The sequence below is a fragment of the uncultured Roseibium sp. genome, from assembly GCF_947494555.1.
Classification (GTDB): Bacteria; Pseudomonadota; Alphaproteobacteria; order Rhizobiales; family Stappiaceae; genus Roseibium.
In genome coordinates this window covers 364,599-384,840 of sequence record NZ_CANLVF010000002.1, presented here as the reverse complement: position 1 = coordinate 384,840, position 20,242 = coordinate 364,599, and the positions used below count along the sequence as shown (strand labels likewise).

The following is a 20,242-nucleotide window of genomic DNA, read 5'->3' as shown; positions in this document are numbered from 1 at the left end:
TCATGTTTGGACTCAACAAAAAAGATACATCGCTCTTCTTCCTTGTGTTGCTTCTCGTGGTCTTCGCGCCATTCCTGCTCAACCCGTTTCCGGAAGGCTCTGAGCTTGCACAGTTCAACGCCGGCTATCCAGATCTGATGCAGAGATTCCTGATTTTCGGTATCTTCGCGATTGGGTTCAACATCCTGTTCGGTCTGACCGGATACCTGAGTTTCGGCCATGCCGCTTTCCTGGGTGTCGGTTCCTATGCCGGTGTCTGGATGATGAAGCTGCTGACCATGAACGTCATTCCGGCGATCTTCATGTCCGTCGTTTTCGCCGGTTTGTTCTCGCTGCTGGTCGGCTACATCTCGCTGCGCCGTTCCGGGATCTACTTCTCGATCCTGACGCTGGCCTTTGCGCAGATGTCGTTTTCCCTCGCATATTCGGTTCTGACGCCGATCACCAACGGGGAAACCGGACTACAACTGGCTCTTGACGATCCGCGCATTCTTGGTGTCAGTTCCGAAAATGGCGCGATCCCGCCCGCGAACTTTTTCGGCATTCCGATGCGGGAGAGCTTCGAGATGAGTGCGGGTGGCTGGCTGTTCACATTCAACGCCGGATACTATCTGTGCGCCGTCTTCATGATGATCGCCTTCTACATCGCAGTCCGTATTTTCCGTTCGCCGTTCGGAATGATGCTGCGTGCCGTCAAGTCGAACCAGCAACGCATGAACTTTACCGGCTTGAACAGCAGGCCCTACACTTTGGCTGCGTTTGTGATCTCGGGAATGTATGCCGGGCTGGCAGGCGGGCTGATGGTCGCCATGGATCCGCTGGCAGGTGCCGAGCGCATGCAGTGGACTGCATCTGGCGAAGTCGTGCTGATGACCATTCTTGGCGGTGCGGGGACCTTGATCGGACCTGTGCTTGGCGCAGGCTTCATCAAGTACTGTGAAAATATCTTCTCCAAGATCAACGACAACATTCTATACGGATGGTTTTCCGGCCTTCCTGAAGGCGTTGCCGATTTCCTGGTCTTCGTCATCCATCCGTTTATCGGCAAGGGCTGGCACCTGACGCTCGGTATCATGTTCATGCTGATCGTGATCTTCCTGCCGGGAGGTATCATGGAGGGCGTGGAACGTATCGGGCGCCTTTTCAAACGCAAATCGTCCTCGGACAAGAATTCCTCGGCGCGCGCGTCTGCCGCCCCGGCTGAATAGGGTGTTGTGATATGGAAATCCTGCGTGTCGAGGGCGTGAACAAGTCGTTCGGCGGGTTGAGAGCGCTCAACAATGTCAACTTCTCGGTAGAAGAAGGGACCGTTCACGCGATTATCGGTCCGAATGGTGCCGGCAAGTCGACCTTTCTGAACTGCTTGATCGGCAGACTGATCCCGGACACTGGCAGCGTGATGTTCGGAGACATTTCGCTTACCGGGATGAAGCCATACGAGATCAACCAGATAGGTGTTTCTCGCGTGTTCCAGACGCCGGAAATTTTCGGGGATCTGACCTTGCTTGAAAACATCATGATCCCGGCGATTGCAAAGCGGGACGGTGAATTCAAGCTGCACGCTTTCAAGGATGTCAGCAAGGATGCGGAGATCCGGGACAAAGCGTTGCATATGCTCGAAGATGTCGGACTGGCTGAAAAGAAAGACAGTGTTGCGGGGTCGCTTTCAAGAGGCGACAAGCGGCGGCTCGAACTGGCAATGTGCCTGTCCCAGGATCCGAAACTCCTTTTGTTGGACGAGCCGACGGCGGGCATGTCGCGCGCCGATACAAATAACACGATTGATCTGTTGAAACGTATCGGGGACCGCGGCATTACGAAGGTCGTGATCGAACATGACATGCATGTGGTTTTCTCGCTCGCCGACAAGGTTACCGTACTCGCGCAGGGCGCAATCATTGCTGAAGGTAAACCTGAAGACATCAAGGGCGATCCGCGTGTGCAGGAAGCCTATCTCGGAGGAGCGCACCTTTGACTATGCTTGACGATCAATTTGCCGGCAAAACGGCACCGTCGGTGAAACCCCAAAAAGCGCGTGGCACAGCTCCGGCATTTTTTTCCGCTTGGGACCTGCATTCCTATTATGGCGAAAGCTACATCGTGCAGGGCATCAGCTTTGACGTTCGCGAAGGCGAGATCCTGGCTTTGCTGGGCCGGAACGGGGCGGGCAAGACATCGACCTTGCGCACGATCGCACGGATGGACGATCCAAATCTAACGCATGGAGAAATCTGGCTCGACCATAACCCGCTTCATGACATGAAGAGTTACCAGGCTGCACGCGTCGGTGTCGGTCTCGTCCCTGAAGACCGCAGGATCATTCCCGGCTTGACGGTCCAGGAAAATCTCGAGTTGTCCCAGATTGCCGAACCGAAGGGATGGTCGATCGAACGTATCTACGACCACTTTCCCCGATTGGCTGAACGGCGGGCACAGGATGCGGTGACAATGTCCGGTGGTGAGCAGCAGATGCTGGCTGTTGCACGGATACTAGCCCGGGACATCAAGCTTCTCCTTCTCGATGAGCCTTACGAAGGCCTTGCGCCGGTGATCGTGCAGGAGATCGAGCGCATTTTGGAGGGCGTCAAGGAACTCGGCATTACAACGATTATTGTGGAGCAGAATGCGATAGCAGCGCTGCACCTTGCCGACAGGGCGGTCATACTTGATATGGGCGAGGTCGTTTTCGATGGCACGGCTCAGGACGTTCTCGACAATGCAGAACTGCGTCAGGAATATCTGGCGATCTAAGACTTCCGCGGATATGACCCTCAAGGGCCGGTGCATTGCATCGGCCTTTTTGCGTTCTTGCCATACAGATTGTTAATCTTGCAGTACCTTGTACGAGAATCGTATTGTCCTAGATACACGCAGCTTTCAACGCGCCACGGCGGATTCCAGTGTCCATTTTCAGATCTGAACTTCCGAGCCTTGCAGGCTTTGCCGTATTTGCGGCATTTGCCCTTTCCGGTGACATTTTCAAGCCTGAGGCGATAGGTCTATGGCCGTCTCTCGGCTTCCTGGCAATCATCTTTCTCACCGTGATGTGGTGCGCCTTCGCCGTCGTGCGGCATGCTGAATGTCTCGCGACAATCCTGGGCGAACCGTTTGGTACTTTGATTCTGACGCTATCCGTCGTCGGTATCGAGGTTGCGCTCATCGTGGCGATCATGATTTCGGGCGAGGCCGCACCCGCCATGGCGCGCGATACCATGTTCTCGGTCATCATGATCGTTTTGAACGGTTTGATCGGGCTCTGTCTTCTCGCCGGTGGACTGAAGCACAAGAACCAGACCTACAACCTCCAGGGAGCGAATGCGTTTTTGTCCGTTCTCGTACCCCTGGCGATCTTTGCACTGGTTTTACCGAGAGTGACCCATTCTGCGCCGGGTGGAGAACTTTCAACCCTGCAGGCAGGCTTTGAAATCGTAATGTCGATTGCTCTCTACGGGGTGTTCCTGGCCATGCAAACGGTAACGCACAGCGATATCTTCCGTCAGCCAGAGGCCGGTGACGGGGAGGAGGCCCATCATGCCGGAACCGTCAGATCCATCCCGTTCCATGTTGCCGGTCTGTTTGGCGCCTTGTTGCCGATCATTCTCCTTTCCAAAAAACTCGCGCTTTATGTGGAATTCGGCATAGTTGGAATTGGCGCGCCTGTTGCCTTGACCGGCTTCATTGTTGCTGCGCTTGTCCTGATGCCCGAAGGCATGAGCGGGCTGCAGGCCGCCTTGGAAAACAAGCTGCAACGCGCCGTCAATCTGTGCCTGGGCGCTGCTGTATCGACGATTGGTTTGACCGTGCCTGCCGTGCTGGTGGTCAGCTGGGTGACCGGTCATACGCTAGAGTTGGGTCTTGAATATTCGGATATCATACTGCTTGTCCTGACATTGTTTGTCAGTCTGCTGACGTTCAACACGCGTACGACCAGCTACTTGCAGGGCGCCGTGCATCTGGCACTCTTTGCCGCCTATGTGATGATGATTTTCGATTTATCATGAAATTACAGGTAAAATTGTACTTCTTTTTAAACAGACTGCTTGGTCGTCCGCGCCATATGTGATTTGGTCTGGCGGTGTTTACCGTAATCTGAATGACCACTTATGCTATTGCTTACCGAAGACCAAACGCGCGAAGCGCTTCCATTTCCGGATCTGATCGACGCGCTCGGCGAAATGTTCAAGTCCGGGTGCGTAATGCCGACGCGCCACCACCACGATTTCGAGATACCGGGCGAGCCCGACGGAACAATGCTGCTGATGCCTGCCTGGGTGCCTGGCGGATATGCGGGCGTAAAGGTGGTCAACGTGGTTCCGGGAAACTCGGAGCGCAATCTTCCGGCAGTTCACGGTCAATACCTGCTGTCAGATGCCAGAACAGGTGAAATGCTTGCCATGATCGACGGCGGAGAGCTGACAGCCCGGCGCACTGCTGCCGCCTCAGCGCTTGCGGCGCGATACCTGGCGCGCTCCGATGCACGCCATCTTTTGGTTCTTGGGACTGGGCGCCTGGCACCAAATCTGATTGCCGCGCACATGGCGATCCGATCGATCGAAGAGGTGACAATCTGGGGTCGGTCGCGAGAAAAAACGCTTCAATTTGCGAATGAACTGAACGCACAATTCCCGATCAGCATTGCCGCCGCCGAAAGCATGCGTGACGCGCTTGGCACGGCGGACATCATCAGTGCCGCGACGCTCTCCACTGAACCGCTGATCAGGGGTGGACTCCTTAAGCCCGGCTCACATGTCGATCTTGTCGGCGCATTCAAGCCATCGATGCGCGAAAGCGACGATGACCTGATCAAGCGCGCAGAAATTTTTGTCGATACGCGCGATGGCTGTCTGTCGGAAGGCGGCGACATTGTTCAGCCATTGCAATCGGGATTGATTTCAAAGGGCGACATCCGCGCTGACCTTTATGACTTGTGCCGCGGTAAACATCCGGGCCGGGAATCAGACGAAGCCATCACGATGTTCAAGTCTGTCGGAGCGGCGCTGGAAGACCTCGCGGGTGCCATGCTCGCATATCAGAACGTGGAGCATTGATCTGGAAAAGCCTGCGTTCTAACCCAGTTCGAAGGTTGTGATTCCGAAAATCTGATCGAGAGGAAGATCGGGGGCCTGTCCCCGATACATGCGGAAGGTCTCGAATTCCGGAGAAAGCTCGTATTTTTCCGCCAGAATCAGCGCAGCGGCATTTGGTTCCGGTGTGTCGAGAATGACAAACTGACCTTTGACCTGGCCGGCAAGAGCACGAAACAGCGTATCTGCGATTTCAGGAGTGTCGCCAAACAATGGACCGATCTTGTAGCCCTCATGGCAACGGCGGATAACGCCATAGCCCCTGACCTCGCCATTGTCGACAAAAGCAAAACCTCTTCGCGTTTCGAGCATGGGGGCCGTCCAAACCTTCAAGAAGTTCTCGCGAAGGGCGGGGACGAAACGCGCATCATAGTCCCGAATGGATGGATACAATCCCTGTCCAAGCGGGGCGATGCGCGGATCCATCGGCACATCGCATGTGGAGACACCGGTTTGACGAATGTTCCTGTAGACCGACTTGAAGCCGTGCTCTCCGTAACTTGCCGTTTGTTCGTTCACGGCGTCCAGACCGATCAGCCTTGTGCCGAGTTGGGACATTGCCTGATGCCAAATCTGGTGTCCGTATCCTCGTGTCCTGAATTCGCGTTTGCAAATGTAAAACCCGATAAATCCGTAAGTGTCCTCGTATCGGACCGCCGAGATCACCGCGATAATCTGGCCGTCGAGCTCTCCGGCCAGAAAGCCAGTTGGGTCTGCGGCAAAAAAAGCAGGACCGTCCTCGATGCCCGGATTCCAGCCTTCTTTCATTGCCATTTCAAGCGGAATGTGGATTTCAGTTTCGGTTAGGTGCCGAATGTTGAGTTTGTCTGACATGAAACCTTCGCTGGTTTGATAGGCGTTGGATACGTTAGCGCATCGTAGGACCAATGCGCTCAATATCAAATTTAGCGTTCTTGAACGACGATCAGTTCGAAAAGTCGTAAAAAGTCTTGCGTTTATGCCACAGCCACGCTTGCGAACTTATCGCAAGTGTGCATCACTTTACTTTGGGTTATTTAAGTTATTGATCTGACCCGTTCCGCAAGCGGATCGACACAGCTGTGCGGTTCGTCACAGGTTGTCATGGTTTTTTGATGCAATATTACGGTGCCTAATGAAGCGCTGAGGATGACATGCAAAAACGGAATTACCTGTCTGCTTTGAAGCAGTCGGCGAAAGATACGATAACGGGTCCGGTCTCCAGCTTGAAGCGGGCCGTCCGAATTGGCATTGTTGGCTTTCCCCTGGGCTTGCTCGTGATGGGCACCCAAGCGCTCGGCTCAACAGCTGAGGATGCGGGGCGCCGGGTTGCGCTTGTGATTGGCAACCAGGATTATCAGTTTGTCGAGCCGCTTATCAATCCTCTGAACGACACCAAGGAAATTACACGGGTTCTGCAAGAAGCCGACTTCGATGTTACGGTAGGAACAAATCTCGGCAAAAAGGAGCTCGAGAAGGTTGTCCGGCGTTTTTTGAGAGAGCTGAATGACGGCGACACGGCACTCTTTTACTACTCGGGTCATGCACTTCAGGTCGGCGAATCGAATTTCATACTCCCTGTCGATGCGAAACTTGCCTCGGAATACGATCTTGAGTTTGAAAGTCTGAAAGTTTCACACCTTCTCGACTACATGAAGGCTGCTTCAAGCATGCAGATCGTGATGCTTGATTCATGTCGTGATAATCCGTTTGAAATCGGAAGCCTTTTTTGGGGCGAGGAGGAGTATTCCTTGGGCAAGACCCGTGGTCTGCGCAGGATTCCCAACAAGCTGGGAAGCTTCATTTCCTACGCAACGAGGCCTGGGCAGGTTGCTTATGATGGCGAGGGGCCGCTGAGCCCATTTACATCGTCTGTCGTCGGAAACGCGCTTGATCCGTCTCTTGAAATCAAGGATCTGATGACCAAGGTGCGCGACGAGGTCGTGCGCAAGACGGGCGGCCAGCAAATACCTTATGAAGACTCCACGCTTGTCACCAATTTCTACTTTGTTCCCCCAAAACCCGAGCCAATTGTAACGGCCCATCACCGGGTGAGTGTCCCGGTCAGTTCAGCCGGCAGTCCGCTTGCCATTCCGGAGCCTGTTCAGCCGGAGGGCGGAGCAATCCAGGCAACACTCACACTGTCTCCTGAAAAAGGAGAACTGAGATTGCCTGGTGGCCGGGCAATCGCTGAGGGCGACACACTGAGTGCTGTCGAGCTCGCCAGTCTGGAATTCATCCCCGATGGATCGGGATCCGGCGATGTCGAGCTGATTGGCTATGAAGTTCAGGACGAATGGGGTGGATCCGCCTCCGCGATCGCTTCCATCACCGTTGTTCAGGCCGCACCGGTCGCGGACAAGACGGAACTGGAAGCTGAGCGCAAGAAACGGCTCGATGATCTTGTCGCCTGGCTTACCGATACGTCTAAAGGCACCGCGGTCGAAGCCGATGTAGGTGTGGGTCCCGTGGAAATCTATCCTGATGCGCCTGTCGAGGGACTTCCTGCGACGGATGACTGGCTCAAGGTTGTTTCCGTGGACGGCGATCTCCAGCTCGCGTCGGACGGACGCCTGCTGCGCCCGGGTGACCGCTTTCCGATGTCCGGACTTTCGACATTGACCGTGCGGCCGCAGATCGGGTCTGAAACCGAAGCACGGCGCTTCACATTGGAGCTTCCCGTAGAGAGCGGTGCTGCACCGCAGTCGATCACGCAAATCGTGCAGCCGCGGGTGACACAATGCGACCAGCTGGCAACCCAGCCATTTGATCTGCAAGCCGTCACGGAGGGTCGGCTGGCCAACGAAATTGATCCAAGCCTTGTCGACAAGGCCTGCGCCGAGGCCATGGAGGCCTATCCGGAGATCGGCCGGTTCGTGTTCCAGCGTGGCCGTGGTGCTTTTGCAGCCGGCGAACTGGAGCAGGCAAGCGATTATTTCGACCAGGCCTATCAGATGGGCCACGTTCGCGCGGGACAGGTTCTCGGACGGATGTATTTTCTCGGTGCGGGCATTGATCGCGACCAGAAAAAGGCGGTTGAGCTTTATCGCAAGGCTGCTGAACGTGGCGACGCCTATGCTCTTCACTCACTCGGCATGGCCGAGATCAAGGGCGAGGGGACCGATCAGAACGAACAGGCCGGTCTTGAAAAGCTGCTTCAGTCGGTTGAGGCCGGGCACACGTTCTCGTTCAACGCAATCGGCGGCTTTTATTTGAGCGGAGATCACGTTGAAGAAAACGTCGATCGGGCAGTTTACTACTACAACCGGTCAGCCTCGCGCGAAGATATTTACGGTTATCTGAACATGGGCACCCTTTATCGGGATGGCCTGGGAACACCTCAGGATTTTGAAGCGGCTCTCGGTTGGTTTACGAAGGCCCATGAAGGCGGCCACCCGGCGGCAGGCACCGCAATCGGTTTGCTGTACTTCAATGGTCAAGGTGTTGAAAAGAGCACGGAGCAGGCAACCAAATGGTTCCGCGCCAGTGCGGAACGCGGCGACGCCTGGGGTGCCTACAACACCGCCTGGATGCTCGGGCAGCAATCGGGGGAGGCAGCCGGCCGCGACAGGATCAGGATGCTCGCCATGGCGGCGACTGTCGATCCGTCGTCTTCGGCAGCCGGAAAAGGCCGTGACGATCTGAAGTCGGCCAACAAAATCCTGAAAGCCAAAGTGGTACAGCAGGCATTGACCGACCTCGGCTTCGAGCCCGGTCCGGTCGATGGTCAACCCGGCCGTAAAACGCGGGACGCTTTGAACAAGTTTTTTGAAAGTTCCGAGCTTTCCGCTGTTCAGGGGGATGAAGCTCTGATCGCACTCGTCAAGTTTCAGTGGGAACAGAGCCGGCCACGCTATGATTTGTTCTGATTTATTAAGGAGATAAGTATGAAACATCTACGCCATGTCCTGCCATCGACAGGTTTGCTTGCGTTGTTTCTTGCCGGTTGTGCAACACAACCAGTGACAACGACCGGCACGACGCCCGTGCAAACAACTCCGTCGGTGGCGACCACGACATCCTCGGCACCAAGAACAGCCGCTCCTGTTGTTGATCCGATCAACGACCCAGCCAACCGCGATAATGACAATGGCGGCGGAGGCGGCGGTGGCGGCGGCGGAGGCGGCGGTGGCGGCGGCGGCGGTGGCCCTGGCGGCGGCGGCGGCGGATCCTGGGGCTAAGCCACTCCTTTGAAATTGAGTCAGTAGATGACCGAATACTTAGTGATTTTTCATTTCAGTCGACTGGTTCGGCTGTTCACGATCCTGCTGTGTGTGGTTGGCGCTCCGCTTGCCGCCTCAGCGGGGGAGTGGCGCGCGCTTGTCATCGGTATCGACGCCTATCAGAACGTTTCTCCGCTGAAGGGCGCGGTGAACGATGCGGAAGACATTGCCAAAACACTGAAGGCGGCCGGTGTCCGTGATCTTCAGACCTTTTATGATGAAGAGGCGACACGAGTGCGCATTCTGTCGGCGTGGCAGGGGCTGATCGAGCGCTCGGCGCAGGACGACGTCCTCGTGCTTTCATACGCCGGCCACGGCGCGCAGGAGAAAGAATGGGTCGCGGGTTCGGAAGCTGACGGCCACGACGAGGTCTTTCTTCTCGCTGGATTTGATGTTTCTGCGCCTGGAAACGGCGAACGCCTGCGCGATGACGATATCGCAGCCATGTTGCGGGCCGCTGGCGACCGGAGTGTTCTTGTTCTTGCGGACAGCTGTCACTCGGGCACGATGACAAGGTCGATCGATCCAAGGATCACCCGGCTCGGCACGCGTCTCATCGGCTTGCCCCCGTTCGAAAACGATCTGCTTCGCAGTCAGCCCTTGCACCCGGTCTTGAAAGACAATCAGTCTGCGGGCAGTGATTTGCAGGAGATGTCCAACGTCATTTATGTCGGTGCAACAGTAGATGGCCAGGTGATACCGGAGTTGATGATCGCCGGCGAGCCGCGCGGTGCACTGAGCTGGTCGTTTGCTCGGGGCGTGGAAGGCCGTGCGGATCTGAACAAGGACGGCGGAATCTCGATGGAGGAGCTTACGCTTTTCCTGCAAGAGACCGTCCGTGTCGCAACCGAAGGACGTCAAACGCCCAGCCTGACTGTCGGTGGTGGAACGCGCGCAGCCGTGCTGCCAAGGGTTCAGGACAACATTCTGGACAGGGGCAGTGTTGCGCTCACCATTTCTGCAAGCACGGACATAGCTCTTCCCGTCCTCAACGGTCTGTCCAAGCGTCATGAGGGCGCGCTGCAGGTTGTCACGGATGGAAGCGCGGATCTTTACTGGGATGTCGAGGAAGGCGACGTTCTGACAAAGTTTGGCGATGTCGTTCTCAGAAAAAGAGCCGGCAACGCGGATCGTTTCGCCGAAGTTGTTTCCAAGTGGCTTTTCCTGTCCGAGCTTTACGCAATTTCTCGCGACCGCCAGCCTGTCGAGGGGACATTGAAACCCTCGGTCGGCCATATTCCCGAAGGCTCTCCGTTGAAAGTCGGACTGACGTCTGAGGAGGGCGGATATATGGCTGTCTTTGCGTTGGAGGCCGATGGTACCATACGCTTGCTGGCACCTGACAAACGAGCTGACCCGCTTGGAAAGGACACAAAAATGGAGGCCGATGCGCCCTATGTCCTGAACCTTCGTGCGGCGCTACCTTTTGGCGCGGATCATATTGTCCTGATCCGCTCGCCAAAGCCGATGCCCCAACTGGTCGGAGTTCTCTCTGCGATGGAGGGGCGACCGCTGGACCCTTCGCTTGCACCGAATCTTTTGAACCTGATTGGAAAATCGGCCGAAGCCGTTGGCATTACCGGGGTTTATACCGAGCCTGCTGGCTAATATGAGGCTTGTTCATTGGTTTATGTAGCTGTTCAAAGCGCCTTATTGTGACCATGGCCACAATCAAAACGCCATTTTCAGGTTATAATTGGCCATGGATTAGCGCCATGCTTTAAAGTCTTTCTTGGCGCAACAGAATGATTGAGTTTGGAGACCGTCATGAAAAACAATTTGTTTAATCTTTTTGAAGCACGAAGTCTGAAGACGTCAGTTTTTGCGACTTTTGTTGGATTAGGTGTTGCCGCAAGCGGGCCGGCACTTGCGGACCCGGTTGCGCTCGTCCTTGACAAGTCCGAAGGCGTTGACGTCTCCGCGTTCTCCGAGCTGATGCCGGGAGATGTGATCGATCTTGGCGAGGCTGGCCATGTTGATCTTCTCGACTATTCCGCTTGCCAGGAAGTCCGCATCAAGGCCGGGACGCTCAAGGTATCGGCCAGCGGTCTGGAACTCGATGGCGGCAAAGAGGAGTTCGTGCGGGCAGGGAATTGCCTGCAGGCCGACAGCGGTTCTAACACGCAGACAGCGGACAAAGGCCTGACGGTTACCTTGCGCGGGCTGACGCTTGAGAACAAAAAAGCCGCGTCGCTCATGCTGCGTTTCGACGACAAGGCCAGGGATCAATACGGCTCTGTCTTCGTATCGTTCGGCGGAGGCGAACCGAAACGCTTTGACGTCCTAGACAACATCGTCACCGAGATGCCCGACCGTGAAAGCGACGAAGACGCTGTCGAAGTGGAGCTCTTCCTGCAGGGAAAAGCTCCGGACTTCGGTGTCGAAATGAGGAAAATCACGATTGATCCGGCACAGGTCGGACGTAAAACTGCGGTCGTCATCGTGAAATGACGTCAGAAGGCCGAACTGCTGACACTGCCATAGGCCGAAAAAAACTTGTATTTCTTATTGCCCTGGCGGCGATAGGTGCCGGAATTGTCATCGGCTTGTCGGCAAAGAAGGCGATCTGGGAAGGCTGGGTCATCGACCGGCTTTTCCAGGTTAGGGCCATTGCTGAGCGTGACAAGCAGCCCGCACCATCTCCCGTAGCTGTGGTCGGGTTGGATCAGACATCACTCGATTCAGAGCGGCTGACCCGTATCCCCCGCGTTTTGATGACACCGGTTCTTGCCGAAGCAGGGCAAGCCGTTCTGGATGCGGGCGCGGTTGCGCTCGGATTCGATTTCGTTTTCGCCTATAGCGCTGATTCTTTTATCGACCCGAGTTCAGGTGAAGCCCGTTTACGCGGGTTTGACCGGCCGTTCCAGAGTTTCGTCTATGGAAATCGCGGCAAGGTCTTCATCGCACATACCGAAATTGGTGTGCCTCATAGAAGCTTTACCGCTGCGATCGGTTCCGGTGGCGTTCGTTCTGTCATCGTTTCAACGGACAACGACGGTATTGTCCGCGAGCATACGCCGCAACTCCCCTTGGATGAGTCACCGCACCTTATCGATGCTCTCCTGGGTGTTGGCGGCGCTAAGATTGATGAGCCTTTCACCTCTATTCCTACTTCTCGCTTGGCGACGTCACTGCCCTACATGTCGCTGATTGACGTTCTTGACCTCAATACGAGCGAAGAGGGCCGGAAGAAACTAGAGGAATTCGCCCGGGGCAGGATCGTGCTGCTCGGAGGGTTACTGCCATTTGAGGATGAACATCTTTATTCAGACCGGTTTTTGCCGCACCTGGATGCTGAAGCAGCGGAAACAGGACCGAGTGGCAGACCACGTGTTCAACCGCAAACCGCCGGTGTGTTCATCCTCGCGGATTTGATCGGCTCGGCCTTGTCTGACCGGATAACGGTGGCGCCGGCGCAGGGAACTCTTGCTTCCGTGTCAGTTCTCTTTGCGGTGATTGGTGCCATGGCAGGCCTGTTCCTGCCTCTCATGGTCTTGCCCGTCGTTGCGATCCTTGGGGTTGTTGCCGGCTTAAGTCTCGCACTTGCCGGGCTTGAGATAGGTATTCTTCTGGCACCTGGCGTTGCACCTGTCAGCTGCATCAGCGCGATGGTTGCTGCAGCTGTCGGCAAGGTCAGCATTCTGCAACGTCGGCAACGGTCGCTGGTGCGCTTGTTCGGGCACTATCTCGCGCCTGATGTCATCAAGCACATGGCAGTTTCGGAGGAACTTCCGGCACTTGGCGGCGAGACCCGTCACGTCGTCGTTGCGTTTATCGACATTGTCGGGTTTACAAAGATGTCGGAAAAACTGGCCGACCAGGATGTTGTGCGGGTTGTAAATGCCTGTTTCGATGCGATCGGCCAGACCATCACAAAGCATCATGGCTACATCGACAAATATATCGGCGATGCGATCATGGCAGTCTGGAACGCTCCGAATACAGTCGACAATCCGGAGAAAGCGTCGGTCGATGCCGCACATGAGATTATCAATCAACTGGATCACATCAGGCAGATCACGGCGCAAAATGAGCTGGACCTGCGAATCGCACTGAATGCGGGCCCTGTTCTTGTCGGGGATATCGGCGGGGAGCACCGTCGATCCTTCACGGTCATGGGGACAACGGTGAATACGGCAAGCAGGGTCGAATCCGTCGCCAAGGACAAGAAGGTACGCCTTGCACTCAGCCAAAGCGTGGCCAATGGGTTGCCAAGAGACTACCCCTTGTCGGAGATCTGGTCAGGTCAACTGCGCGGTTTGAGCACCGAGATTTCAGTATTCACACTGGATGTTCCTGAAATTTATATGGAAAAAACTGTGCAGCAAAGCGAAGAAGCAGAAACGCGAAGTACGGGTAATCTTGTGGAATTTCCCCGCTAGCAGCTTCCGCTGCGCGAAATTGCCGACTTTTTGCATCCAGCCTTGTCATCCGGCATGATCGCAAGAGCAGCGTTATTGATGATTTGCCCGCTGCGACTAAGGTGCATTGATGGCTCAGTGGCCAAACAACAACAACTCTGGTGCGCACAGACCTGAATTCGACCGCACGGTGATCCGTCCCTCGGGTCCTCCTGCGGCTACTTCGCCTGTTCCCGATCCGGCTCCAGCTCCAGCTCCAGAGGTTGGCTCACTTCAGGCAAATAAACACGGAAGCGGAAAATCCTCGCTGGTTACCTACGCCACGCTTGCGATTTTGTTTCTCTTGATTGGCGGCGGCATCGGAGGTCTCGCCCACCTGGTCTCTTCAGGCGCAATCTCGCTCTCATCTCCACAAACGGCAAAGGTCGATGAGGGGCAACAGACACCAACACCAACACCAACACAGAATCCGGACCCGGGGCCCGATGAAAATACCGTGGCGAAGACGACGGAAACCCCGACACCTGATAGCGGTCAGCGAGATACGCAAGCCGCGCTCGACGGTGAAGACGAACTGGACGTTCCAGCCGACCCGTTTTTCGACATGGCGGTGTCGGCGGTCATACCGCTTGCCGGTGATCCGGTTTTGTTGAATGACGGAGCGAGCGTGCAGCGCATTGAACTGTCTGAAAGGCTGATTCCGGCAAGTGACAACTCGTCCGGAACTACTGCCTTGCCAACGCCAAATGCTTATGTTCTGGACAGCCGGATGCTCAATGAAAGCGGAGATCTGATCATTCGGGCGCCGGGAAGTGAAGCTGACTTCCAGTTCGGCAATTTCGGCGGGGGCGAAGAGGCAGATGGTCTGGTCGTAGAGGAAGAAAGCGAGGCAGATGGGCAGTCAACTGCCGATCTTCCGGTCTTTTTGAAACCTCCGACCGACACGCTGGATTTATATCTGACAGAACGGCCGATCGGACAAGGACCAAACCGGATTGAAATACGCGATACGGTCAAGAAAAATGTCTCACTTTCAACCTTTCTGAAGGAGAACGGATTTGACGAAGACGCCTCGAAATCGCTGCTTGAATTCGCAAAGCAGGAGTTCAAGCGAAACGACTTAATCGCAGGCGATAAAATCGCGGTACGAGGTGCAAGGTTGCCCAACCGGCTTGGCCGGATCGGTGATTATTACCGTCCCGTTCAGATGTCGCTTTACGCCGCAGACGGCTATCTTGGAACAGCTGCCTATTCCGCGACGCGCGATGGAGAGGCTTATGTTCACGGCGCAGATCCCTGGTTCGGAAAGGAAATCGCCCAGGATGAGATCGTGCGCGACAAAAGCACAGGTGTGCCGAAGAGCCATCGTTTGATTGATGGTCTCTATGCGACTGCCGTACGCAACGCCGTCCCGGCCTCTATCGTCGGGGAAGCGATCGCATATCTGGCGCCGTCGACTGATCTGAAAAGGGCAATCAAACCCGACGAACGCTTTACACTCGTGTTCACCGATCAGCCCCGGGATGAAAAACGGGGCGGGGGGAAGGTACTGTTTGCGGGCGTGCGCAAAGGGGACGATTGGTCCGTTCGCTGTTATGTGCTGAAGGCGCCTGGGAACCGGGGATTTGCCTGCGTTAGTGAAGGAGGCAAGATCAGTCTTTCCGGTGCGATGCTTGTGCCTGTGAAGGGCGTTCTGACCTCCAAGTTCGGCATGCGCTTCCATCCGATCAAAAAGACGGAGCGTCTCCATGCAGGCGTGGATTGGGCCGCGCCGACCGGTACGCCGATCCGCGCCGCGTTCTCAGGCAAGGTCACCTACAAGGACGTTCGCGGCGGATACGGTAACTTTATCGAACTCACACACAAGGACGGGATCACCACCCGTTATGCCCACATGCATGAATATGCAGAGGGTATCGAACTTGGTTCCGTTGTTCAGGCCGGTGATCTTGTCGGCTATGTCGGCACCACCGGATTGTCGACGGGACCTCATCTACATTTCGAAATCAGACAGAGGGGGGAGCCCACCGATCCACTCGCCTTTGAGATGGAAACCGGCGCAGATGCGCCTCAATCCGTCGCGAGCAAAGATCTCAAGGCCTATCGAGGTGTGATTGGGGAAGTGCTTGCGTGGCAATAGAGTTGCAAGCTGGCACTCGGAAGCCTCCTTTACCGTGCCTGCCCGCTAAACCAGAAAAACACAATTTATGTCCTTGGGATCCGGTATCGGCACTTTGCCACCTGGACGGCGTCCTCTGTTGACACGAACCCGTCCGAACATTCTCATCGATAGAGTCTCGACGCCCATTCGTGATCCCGATCACTGCAAAAAATTAGCAATTCTGTCATTGTGCGATCACTGAAGTCAGTAATTGATGGGTGGAGGTGAGGCAAAGAGACTTAGAATTAAATATTGATGTCGTACTTATTGAAGAAGGTGGGGATTATTGAATAAATAAAACCACTTTCTGAATAATTGTGAGTAGTTGCGAGCTATTTCAACTATTTTGAGGCTGAAATGGTCGTTGAAAATTATTGACGCCGGGCGCGGCGCAACTGTTCACCGAAATGATACCGCCCTTCATCTCTATCCGCATTCGCATTAACGCATGTGGGCGAGGGAGCCGCTGTTCCTGGACGGGTGTGATCAATGAGAGCCGTTCAAGCAGGTCTGGATTTTTGATGCATTGACCCGGACTTGACTTGATCGCCATCACAATAGGAATGCGGAAAGCCATGAGAAACAATGCAAATATTATGAGTTTCGCGGCAGCGGTCGCGATCGCTGTCTTTGCGAATGGTGTAAGCGTGGGCGGTGCGCTCGCTGCCGGCACGACGGAAGACTTTGGCAAAGTGTTGGAGCACGAGACAACACTGCATCATTTTCAGGTGGACGAAGGCAAGTTCGTCGGACAGCGTTTCGCGTTCACTTGCCCCGCGAGTTCATCGGGTGAGCAGACCGTATCGGTTTATGGTTCAGACGAATATCCCGCGTCCACACCAATATGTCTGGCGGCGCAGCACGCAGGCGCAATCGGCGAAGGCGGAGGTGATCTGACGCTGCAGCTCAATCCAGGTTCGGCGGCGTATACGGGCAGTGTTCGTAACGGCGTGACCACCGAAGACTTCGCGGCGACCGACCTGAGTATCATGTTCCTGACGGATGCGACCCGTGAAAAACTGGACGCACTGCAAAACGAGCTTGTCCCGACATTGAAATGGAAAGACAAGTTCTCGCAAACCGGCCTTGCGAACATTCGTCTGACTGGGCAGCGATTTGCATTCAATTGCCCGGCGGCTCCGGAGAAAATTGCCGGTCGCCGTGTCTACGGAACCGACAGTTATCCCTTGAACGCCTATGTGTGCCTCTCCGCTGTTCATGCGGGGCAGATCACGCTGTCTGGTGGACCGGTGCTCGTGCAAATGGATCCGGCACTTGAAGGCAAATTCCGCGGGTCAGCACGAAATGGTGTGGAATCGAAAGACGGACCCAAAACCGTCCGTTCCATTTCGTTCCCTGCCAGGTAGGCAAAACATGCGAGACTGACGCTCAGCAACGGGCATAAGTCCACAGTTCAATTGACAGAAGGCTCCCGCAAGGACTGCGGGAGCCGATTTGTTTTTGGTTGGGGAATGGCGAACTCATTGCGATGTCCCAAAGGCCAGGATGCGGGAAGCCCGTTCACAAGACGCAGGGTCGCCAGTTTCATCCCGAAAACGGGCGGTGGGACATGTGATTGGTCCCACCGCATTTCGTTGCTGATCAGGTCAGGTGCCTGCCGTGTTGATATCCAATCCGTCTTCTCCGGCCGCAATCGTTACGGTTTTCAACTCCTCCCCATTCATCTGCGCGGTCAGGAAAGCTCTTGAGAGTTTCGGCAGGAGGTCGTTGGTCAGGATATTGTCGATCATACGGCCGCCACTGTCCGGGTCGCGGCAGAGCGAAACGATATGTGCGATGACATCGTCGCCGAACGTAAGTTCCGCTTCTCTGTTTTCCTTCACGCGTTTCACGATACGGTTAAGCTGCAGGCGAATAATGAGCCCGAGCATGGACGGCGAAAGCGGGTAATAGGGTATTGTCACAATCCGTCCGAGAAGGGCCGGGGGGAAGACGTCCAGTAGCGCTGGTCTGAGCGTTTCTGCCAGTGCTTCTGCGTCCGGCGCGTTGGGATCGGTGGCTGCGAGATCGGGATCGCTCGATACCGGTGCATCCAGCATGTGGCTCGCCGCATTCATGATGATCTCCGTGCCGACATTTGAAGTCAGCAGGATCAGCGTGTTGCGGAAGTCGATCTTCCTGCCCATGCCGTCTTCCATCCAGCCCTTGTCAAAGACCTGGAAGAAAATCTCGTGAACGTCCGGGTGAGCCTTCTCGACCTCATCCAGCAGGACCACCGAGTACGGCTTGCGGCGCACGGCTTCCGTAAGCCGCCCGCCTTCGCCGTAGCCGACATAGCCCGGAGGCGCGCCCTTAAGACCGGACACCGAGTGAGCCTCCTGGAATTCGGACATGTTGATGGTTATCAGGCTGTCTTCACCCCCGTAGAGCGTTTCGGCAAGAGCAAGTGCTGTTTCCGTCTTGCCGACACCGGAAGGTCCGCACAGCATGAAAACACCGATTGGCTTGTCAGGATTTCCAAGCTGAGCCCGGCTGGTCTCGATCCGCTTGGAGATCATCGCCAAGCCATGCGCCTGGCCAATAACACGCTTGTTGAGGCTATCGGTGAGGTTGAGAATGGTGGCCATCTCGTCCTGCACCATGCGGCCGACAGGAATTCCGGTCCAGTCGGAAATGATGCTGGAAACCGCCTCGTCATCCACATAGGCATAGACCATGCGGTCGTCTTCCGGAATTTTGGAAAGCTCCTCACGCTTTTCTTGCAGTCCTGCGCGGATTGCTTCTTCGTCCTCCAGGTCCACGTCGAGGTCCAGCTCAATATCATCGATGGATACGATTGCCGGACCTTCATGCTCGGGATCTTCGATATCGGAGCTTTCCGGATGGGGTGCCGGCTCGCCGCCCCTGAGCTGGGTCAGGGCGGCATTCAGCCTGCGAATGGAGGCGACCAGATTGCGCTCGCGCTCCCATTCAGCACGGACGTTTTCAATGTCCTGTTCGGTTTGCTCGATGGCAGCGTTGAGACCATCAAGCTGTTCCTGATGCTCCATGCCAAGTTCAGTGTCGTTTGTCAGCGCCTGTTTCTCGGTCTCCAGAAATCCCTTTTTGGCGATAAGATCGGACAGTTTCGCCGGTTGCGCTGCTTGCGAAATATTCACACGGGCTGAGGCCGTATCGAGGACACTGACCGCCTTGTCCGGAAGTTGGCGCGCCGGGATATACCTGTGCGATAGCGAAACGGCAGACTTTACGGCGCTGTCCAGAATGCGAACCTGATGGTGCTCCTCCATTGGACCGAGCAGCCCGCGTACCATCGCAAAACATTTTTCTTCATCCGGTTCGTCAACCTGGACCGGTTGGAAGCGCCGCGTAAGTGCAGGATCCTTTTCAAAATGCTGCCGGTATTCCGACCATGTCGTCGCGGCAACGGTCCGAAGGGTGCCGCGTGCAAGCGCAGGTTTGAGCAGGTTTGCCGCATCTCCAGTTCCAGCTGCTCCACCTGCACCAACCAAGGTGTGGGCCTCGTCAATGAAGAGAATTGTCGGAACGATAGACGCGTGAACCGCGTCAATAACTGCGCGCAGACGCTTTTCAAACTCCCCCTTCATCGACGCTCCGGCCTGAAGCAGACCGAGATCAAGTGCGCACAGACGTGTGCCAAGCAGGGCAGGCGGGACATCGCCGGCAACGATCTTCTGGGCGAACCCCTCGACAATCGCGGTTTTGCCGACACCGGCTTCACCGGTCAGGATCGGATTGTTCTGCCGGCGCCGCATCAGGACATCGATGACTTGCCGGATTTCCTCATCGCGTCCAACGATAGGATCGAATTCCTCGGCACGTGCGCGAGCCGTGAAATCGACGGTGAATTGCGACAGAGCATCTTCTCCGACACCGCTGCCGGGCGCTGCTTCTTCGCCTTCAGCACCTGGTGCTGCGGCCGCTGTCTTCGGACCTGATCCGTCGATTGGCCTTGCGCCGACTTCGCTGGAAGCACCGGCAATCTTGTCCAGGTCGCGTACAAGGACATCGCGGTTGATACCTTCAAGTGCAGCTGAGTAGCTGCGGAACTGGCGCCAGGTCGATTTGTCACCCATTGCCGCGATCAACACGTAGGCGGATCGGATCTTGTAGTCGCCGTACCGAAGCGTTCCTTCAAACCAGGCACGTTCGAGCGCTTCCTGAAAGGGAGCCGCCATGGACGGCAGTTCTGTCTGATTGATTTTCAGGTCGGCTATGGCTTGTTGCAAATCACCATGCACACTGCCGACATCAATCCCGAAATGACGCAGGATGTGAACGAAATCGGTGTTTTCGTCGCGCGCCAGGTAATAAAGCCATTGGAGTATTTCCAAATGCCTGTGGCCCGAGCTTTTGGTGAGCCGCATGGCTTTTTCCAGGCAGTCATAACTGACAGTGGTGAGTTTATTGGCAACTGTTTCAACAAGAATGTCACTCATGGTATCGGCCTTT

Annotated in this window: 14 protein-coding genes; 12 read left to right on the top strand and 2 right to left on the bottom strand. The window is 55.7% G+C overall.

The window, feature by feature from the left end; all coding sequences use genetic code 11:
• Positions 1-2: 2 nt before the first annotated feature.
• From Q0915_RS10325 to Q0915_RS10305, 5 genes are all read left to right on the top strand, one after another.
• Entirely contained in the window at positions 3-1,208 is a 1,206-nt protein-coding gene (locus tag Q0915_RS10325; protein ID WP_299471032.1) for a branched-chain amino acid ABC transporter permease, read from the top strand.
• Positions 1,209-1,219: 11 nt separating this feature from the next.
• On the top strand, positions 1,220-1,975 hold the full coding sequence (locus tag Q0915_RS10320) for an ABC transporter ATP-binding protein (RefSeq protein ID WP_299471030.1): 756 nt from the start codon (positions 1,220-1,222) through the stop codon (positions 1,973-1,975).
• A complete protein-coding gene (locus Q0915_RS10315; protein WP_299471028.1) occupies positions 1,972-2,751 on the top strand; it encodes an ABC transporter ATP-binding protein in 780 nt (259 codons plus the stop codon). Before Q0915_RS10320 ends, Q0915_RS10315 begins: the two co-directional genes overlap by 4 nt.
• A gap of 149 nt (positions 2,752-2,900) precedes the next feature.
• Positions 2,901-4,001 carry a calcium:proton antiporter gene (locus Q0915_RS10310; protein WP_299471026.1) on the top strand — a complete coding sequence of 367 codons (1,101 nt, stop codon included), beginning with the start codon at positions 2,901-2,903 and terminating at the stop codon, positions 3,999-4,001.
• Between the two features lie 102 nt (positions 4,002-4,103).
• Positions 4,104-5,048 carry an ornithine cyclodeaminase family protein gene (locus tag Q0915_RS10305; RefSeq protein ID WP_299471024.1) on the top strand — a complete coding sequence of 315 codons (945 nt, stop codon included), beginning with the start codon at positions 4,104-4,106 and terminating at the stop codon, positions 5,046-5,048.
• Between the two features lie 18 nt (positions 5,049-5,066).
• Here Q0915_RS10305 and Q0915_RS10300 read toward each other — a convergent pair whose 3' ends face one another.
• Positions 5,067-5,918: a GNAT family N-acetyltransferase gene (locus Q0915_RS10300; RefSeq protein WP_299471022.1), complete on the bottom strand. Its 852-nt coding sequence runs from the start codon at positions 5,916-5,918 to the stop codon at positions 5,067-5,069.
• A gap of 299 nt (positions 5,919-6,217) precedes the next feature.
• Between Q0915_RS10300 and Q0915_RS10295 the strand changes: the two genes are divergently transcribed.
• From Q0915_RS10295 to Q0915_RS10265, 7 genes are all read left to right on the top strand, one after another.
• Positions 6,218-8,932: a caspase family protein gene (locus Q0915_RS10295; RefSeq protein ID WP_299471020.1), complete on the top strand. Its 2,715-nt coding sequence runs from the start codon at positions 6,218-6,220 to the stop codon at positions 8,930-8,932.
• A gap of 18 nt (positions 8,933-8,950) precedes the next feature.
• Positions 8,951-9,244, top strand: coding sequence for a hypothetical protein (locus tag Q0915_RS10290; RefSeq protein WP_299471018.1), 294 nt, complete (start codon positions 8,951-8,953; stop codon positions 9,242-9,244).
• Between the two features lie 27 nt (positions 9,245-9,271).
• The gene (locus Q0915_RS10285) at positions 9,272-10,894 is read left to right on the top strand and encodes a caspase family protein (RefSeq protein WP_299471016.1); all 1,623 of its coding nucleotides are present in this window, start codon (positions 9,272-9,274) and stop codon (positions 10,892-10,894) included.
• 159 nt (positions 10,895-11,053) lie between these two features.
• Entirely contained in the window at positions 11,054-11,737 is a 684-nt protein-coding gene (locus Q0915_RS10280) for a hypothetical protein (protein WP_299471014.1), read from the top strand.
• Positions 11,734-13,668, top strand: coding sequence for an adenylate/guanylate cyclase domain-containing protein (locus Q0915_RS10275; protein ID WP_299471012.1), 1,935 nt, complete (start codon positions 11,734-11,736; stop codon positions 13,666-13,668). Before Q0915_RS10280 ends, Q0915_RS10275 begins: the two co-directional genes overlap by 4 nt.
• Positions 13,669-13,777: 109 nt before the next feature.
• Positions 13,778-15,787 carry a M23 family metallopeptidase gene (locus Q0915_RS10270; RefSeq protein ID WP_299471010.1) on the top strand — a complete coding sequence of 670 codons (2,010 nt, stop codon included), beginning with the start codon at positions 13,778-13,780 and terminating at the stop codon, positions 15,785-15,787.
• 596 nt (positions 15,788-16,383) lie between these two features.
• Positions 16,384-17,175, top strand: a complete 792-nt coding sequence (locus tag Q0915_RS10265) for an LCCL domain-containing protein (RefSeq protein ID WP_299471008.1) — start codon at positions 16,384-16,386, stop codon at positions 17,173-17,175.
• A gap of 240 nt (positions 17,176-17,415) precedes the next feature.
• Here the strand turns inward: Q0915_RS10265 and tssH are convergent, their stop codons facing one another.
• Positions 17,416-20,229 (bottom strand): type VI secretion system ATPase TssH, encoded by a 2,814-nt coding sequence (gene tssH, locus Q0915_RS10260; protein ID WP_299471006.1) that lies wholly within the window; start codon positions 20,227-20,229, stop codon positions 17,416-17,418.
• Positions 20,230-20,242: the final 13 nt, after the last annotated feature.

Coding starts and splice junctions, on each gene's coding strand:
- Q0915_RS10325 (WP_299471032.1), top strand. CDS start 3: ATGTTTGGACTCAACAAAAAAGATACATCGCTCTTCTTCCTTGTGTTG.
- Q0915_RS10320 (WP_299471030.1), top strand. CDS start 1,220: ATGGAAATCCTGCGTGTCGAGGGCGTGAACAAGTCGTTCGGCGGGTTG.
- Q0915_RS10305 (WP_299471024.1), top strand. CDS start 4,104: ATGCTATTGCTTACCGAAGACCAAACGCGCGAAGCGCTTCCATTTCCG.
- Q0915_RS10300 (WP_299471022.1), bottom strand. CDS start 5,918: ATGTCAGACAAACTCAACATTCGGCACCTAACCGAAACTGAAATCCAC.
- Q0915_RS10295 (WP_299471020.1), top strand. CDS start 6,218: ATGCAAAAACGGAATTACCTGTCTGCTTTGAAGCAGTCGGCGAAAGAT.
- Q0915_RS10290 (WP_299471018.1), top strand. CDS start 8,951: ATGAAACATCTACGCCATGTCCTGCCATCGACAGGTTTGCTTGCGTTG.
- Q0915_RS10285 (WP_299471016.1), top strand. CDS start 9,272: ATGACCGAATACTTAGTGATTTTTCATTTCAGTCGACTGGTTCGGCTG.
- Q0915_RS10280 (WP_299471014.1), top strand. CDS start 11,054: ATGAAAAACAATTTGTTTAATCTTTTTGAAGCACGAAGTCTGAAGACG.
- Q0915_RS10275 (WP_299471012.1), top strand. CDS start 11,734: ATGACGTCAGAAGGCCGAACTGCTGACACTGCCATAGGCCGAAAAAAA.
- Q0915_RS10270 (WP_299471010.1), top strand. CDS start 13,778: ATGGCTCAGTGGCCAAACAACAACAACTCTGGTGCGCACAGACCTGAA.
- Q0915_RS10265 (WP_299471008.1), top strand. CDS start 16,384: ATGAGAAACAATGCAAATATTATGAGTTTCGCGGCAGCGGTCGCGATC.
- tssH (WP_299471006.1), bottom strand. CDS start 20,229: ATGAGTGACATTCTTGTTGAAACAGTTGCCAATAAACTCACCACTGTC.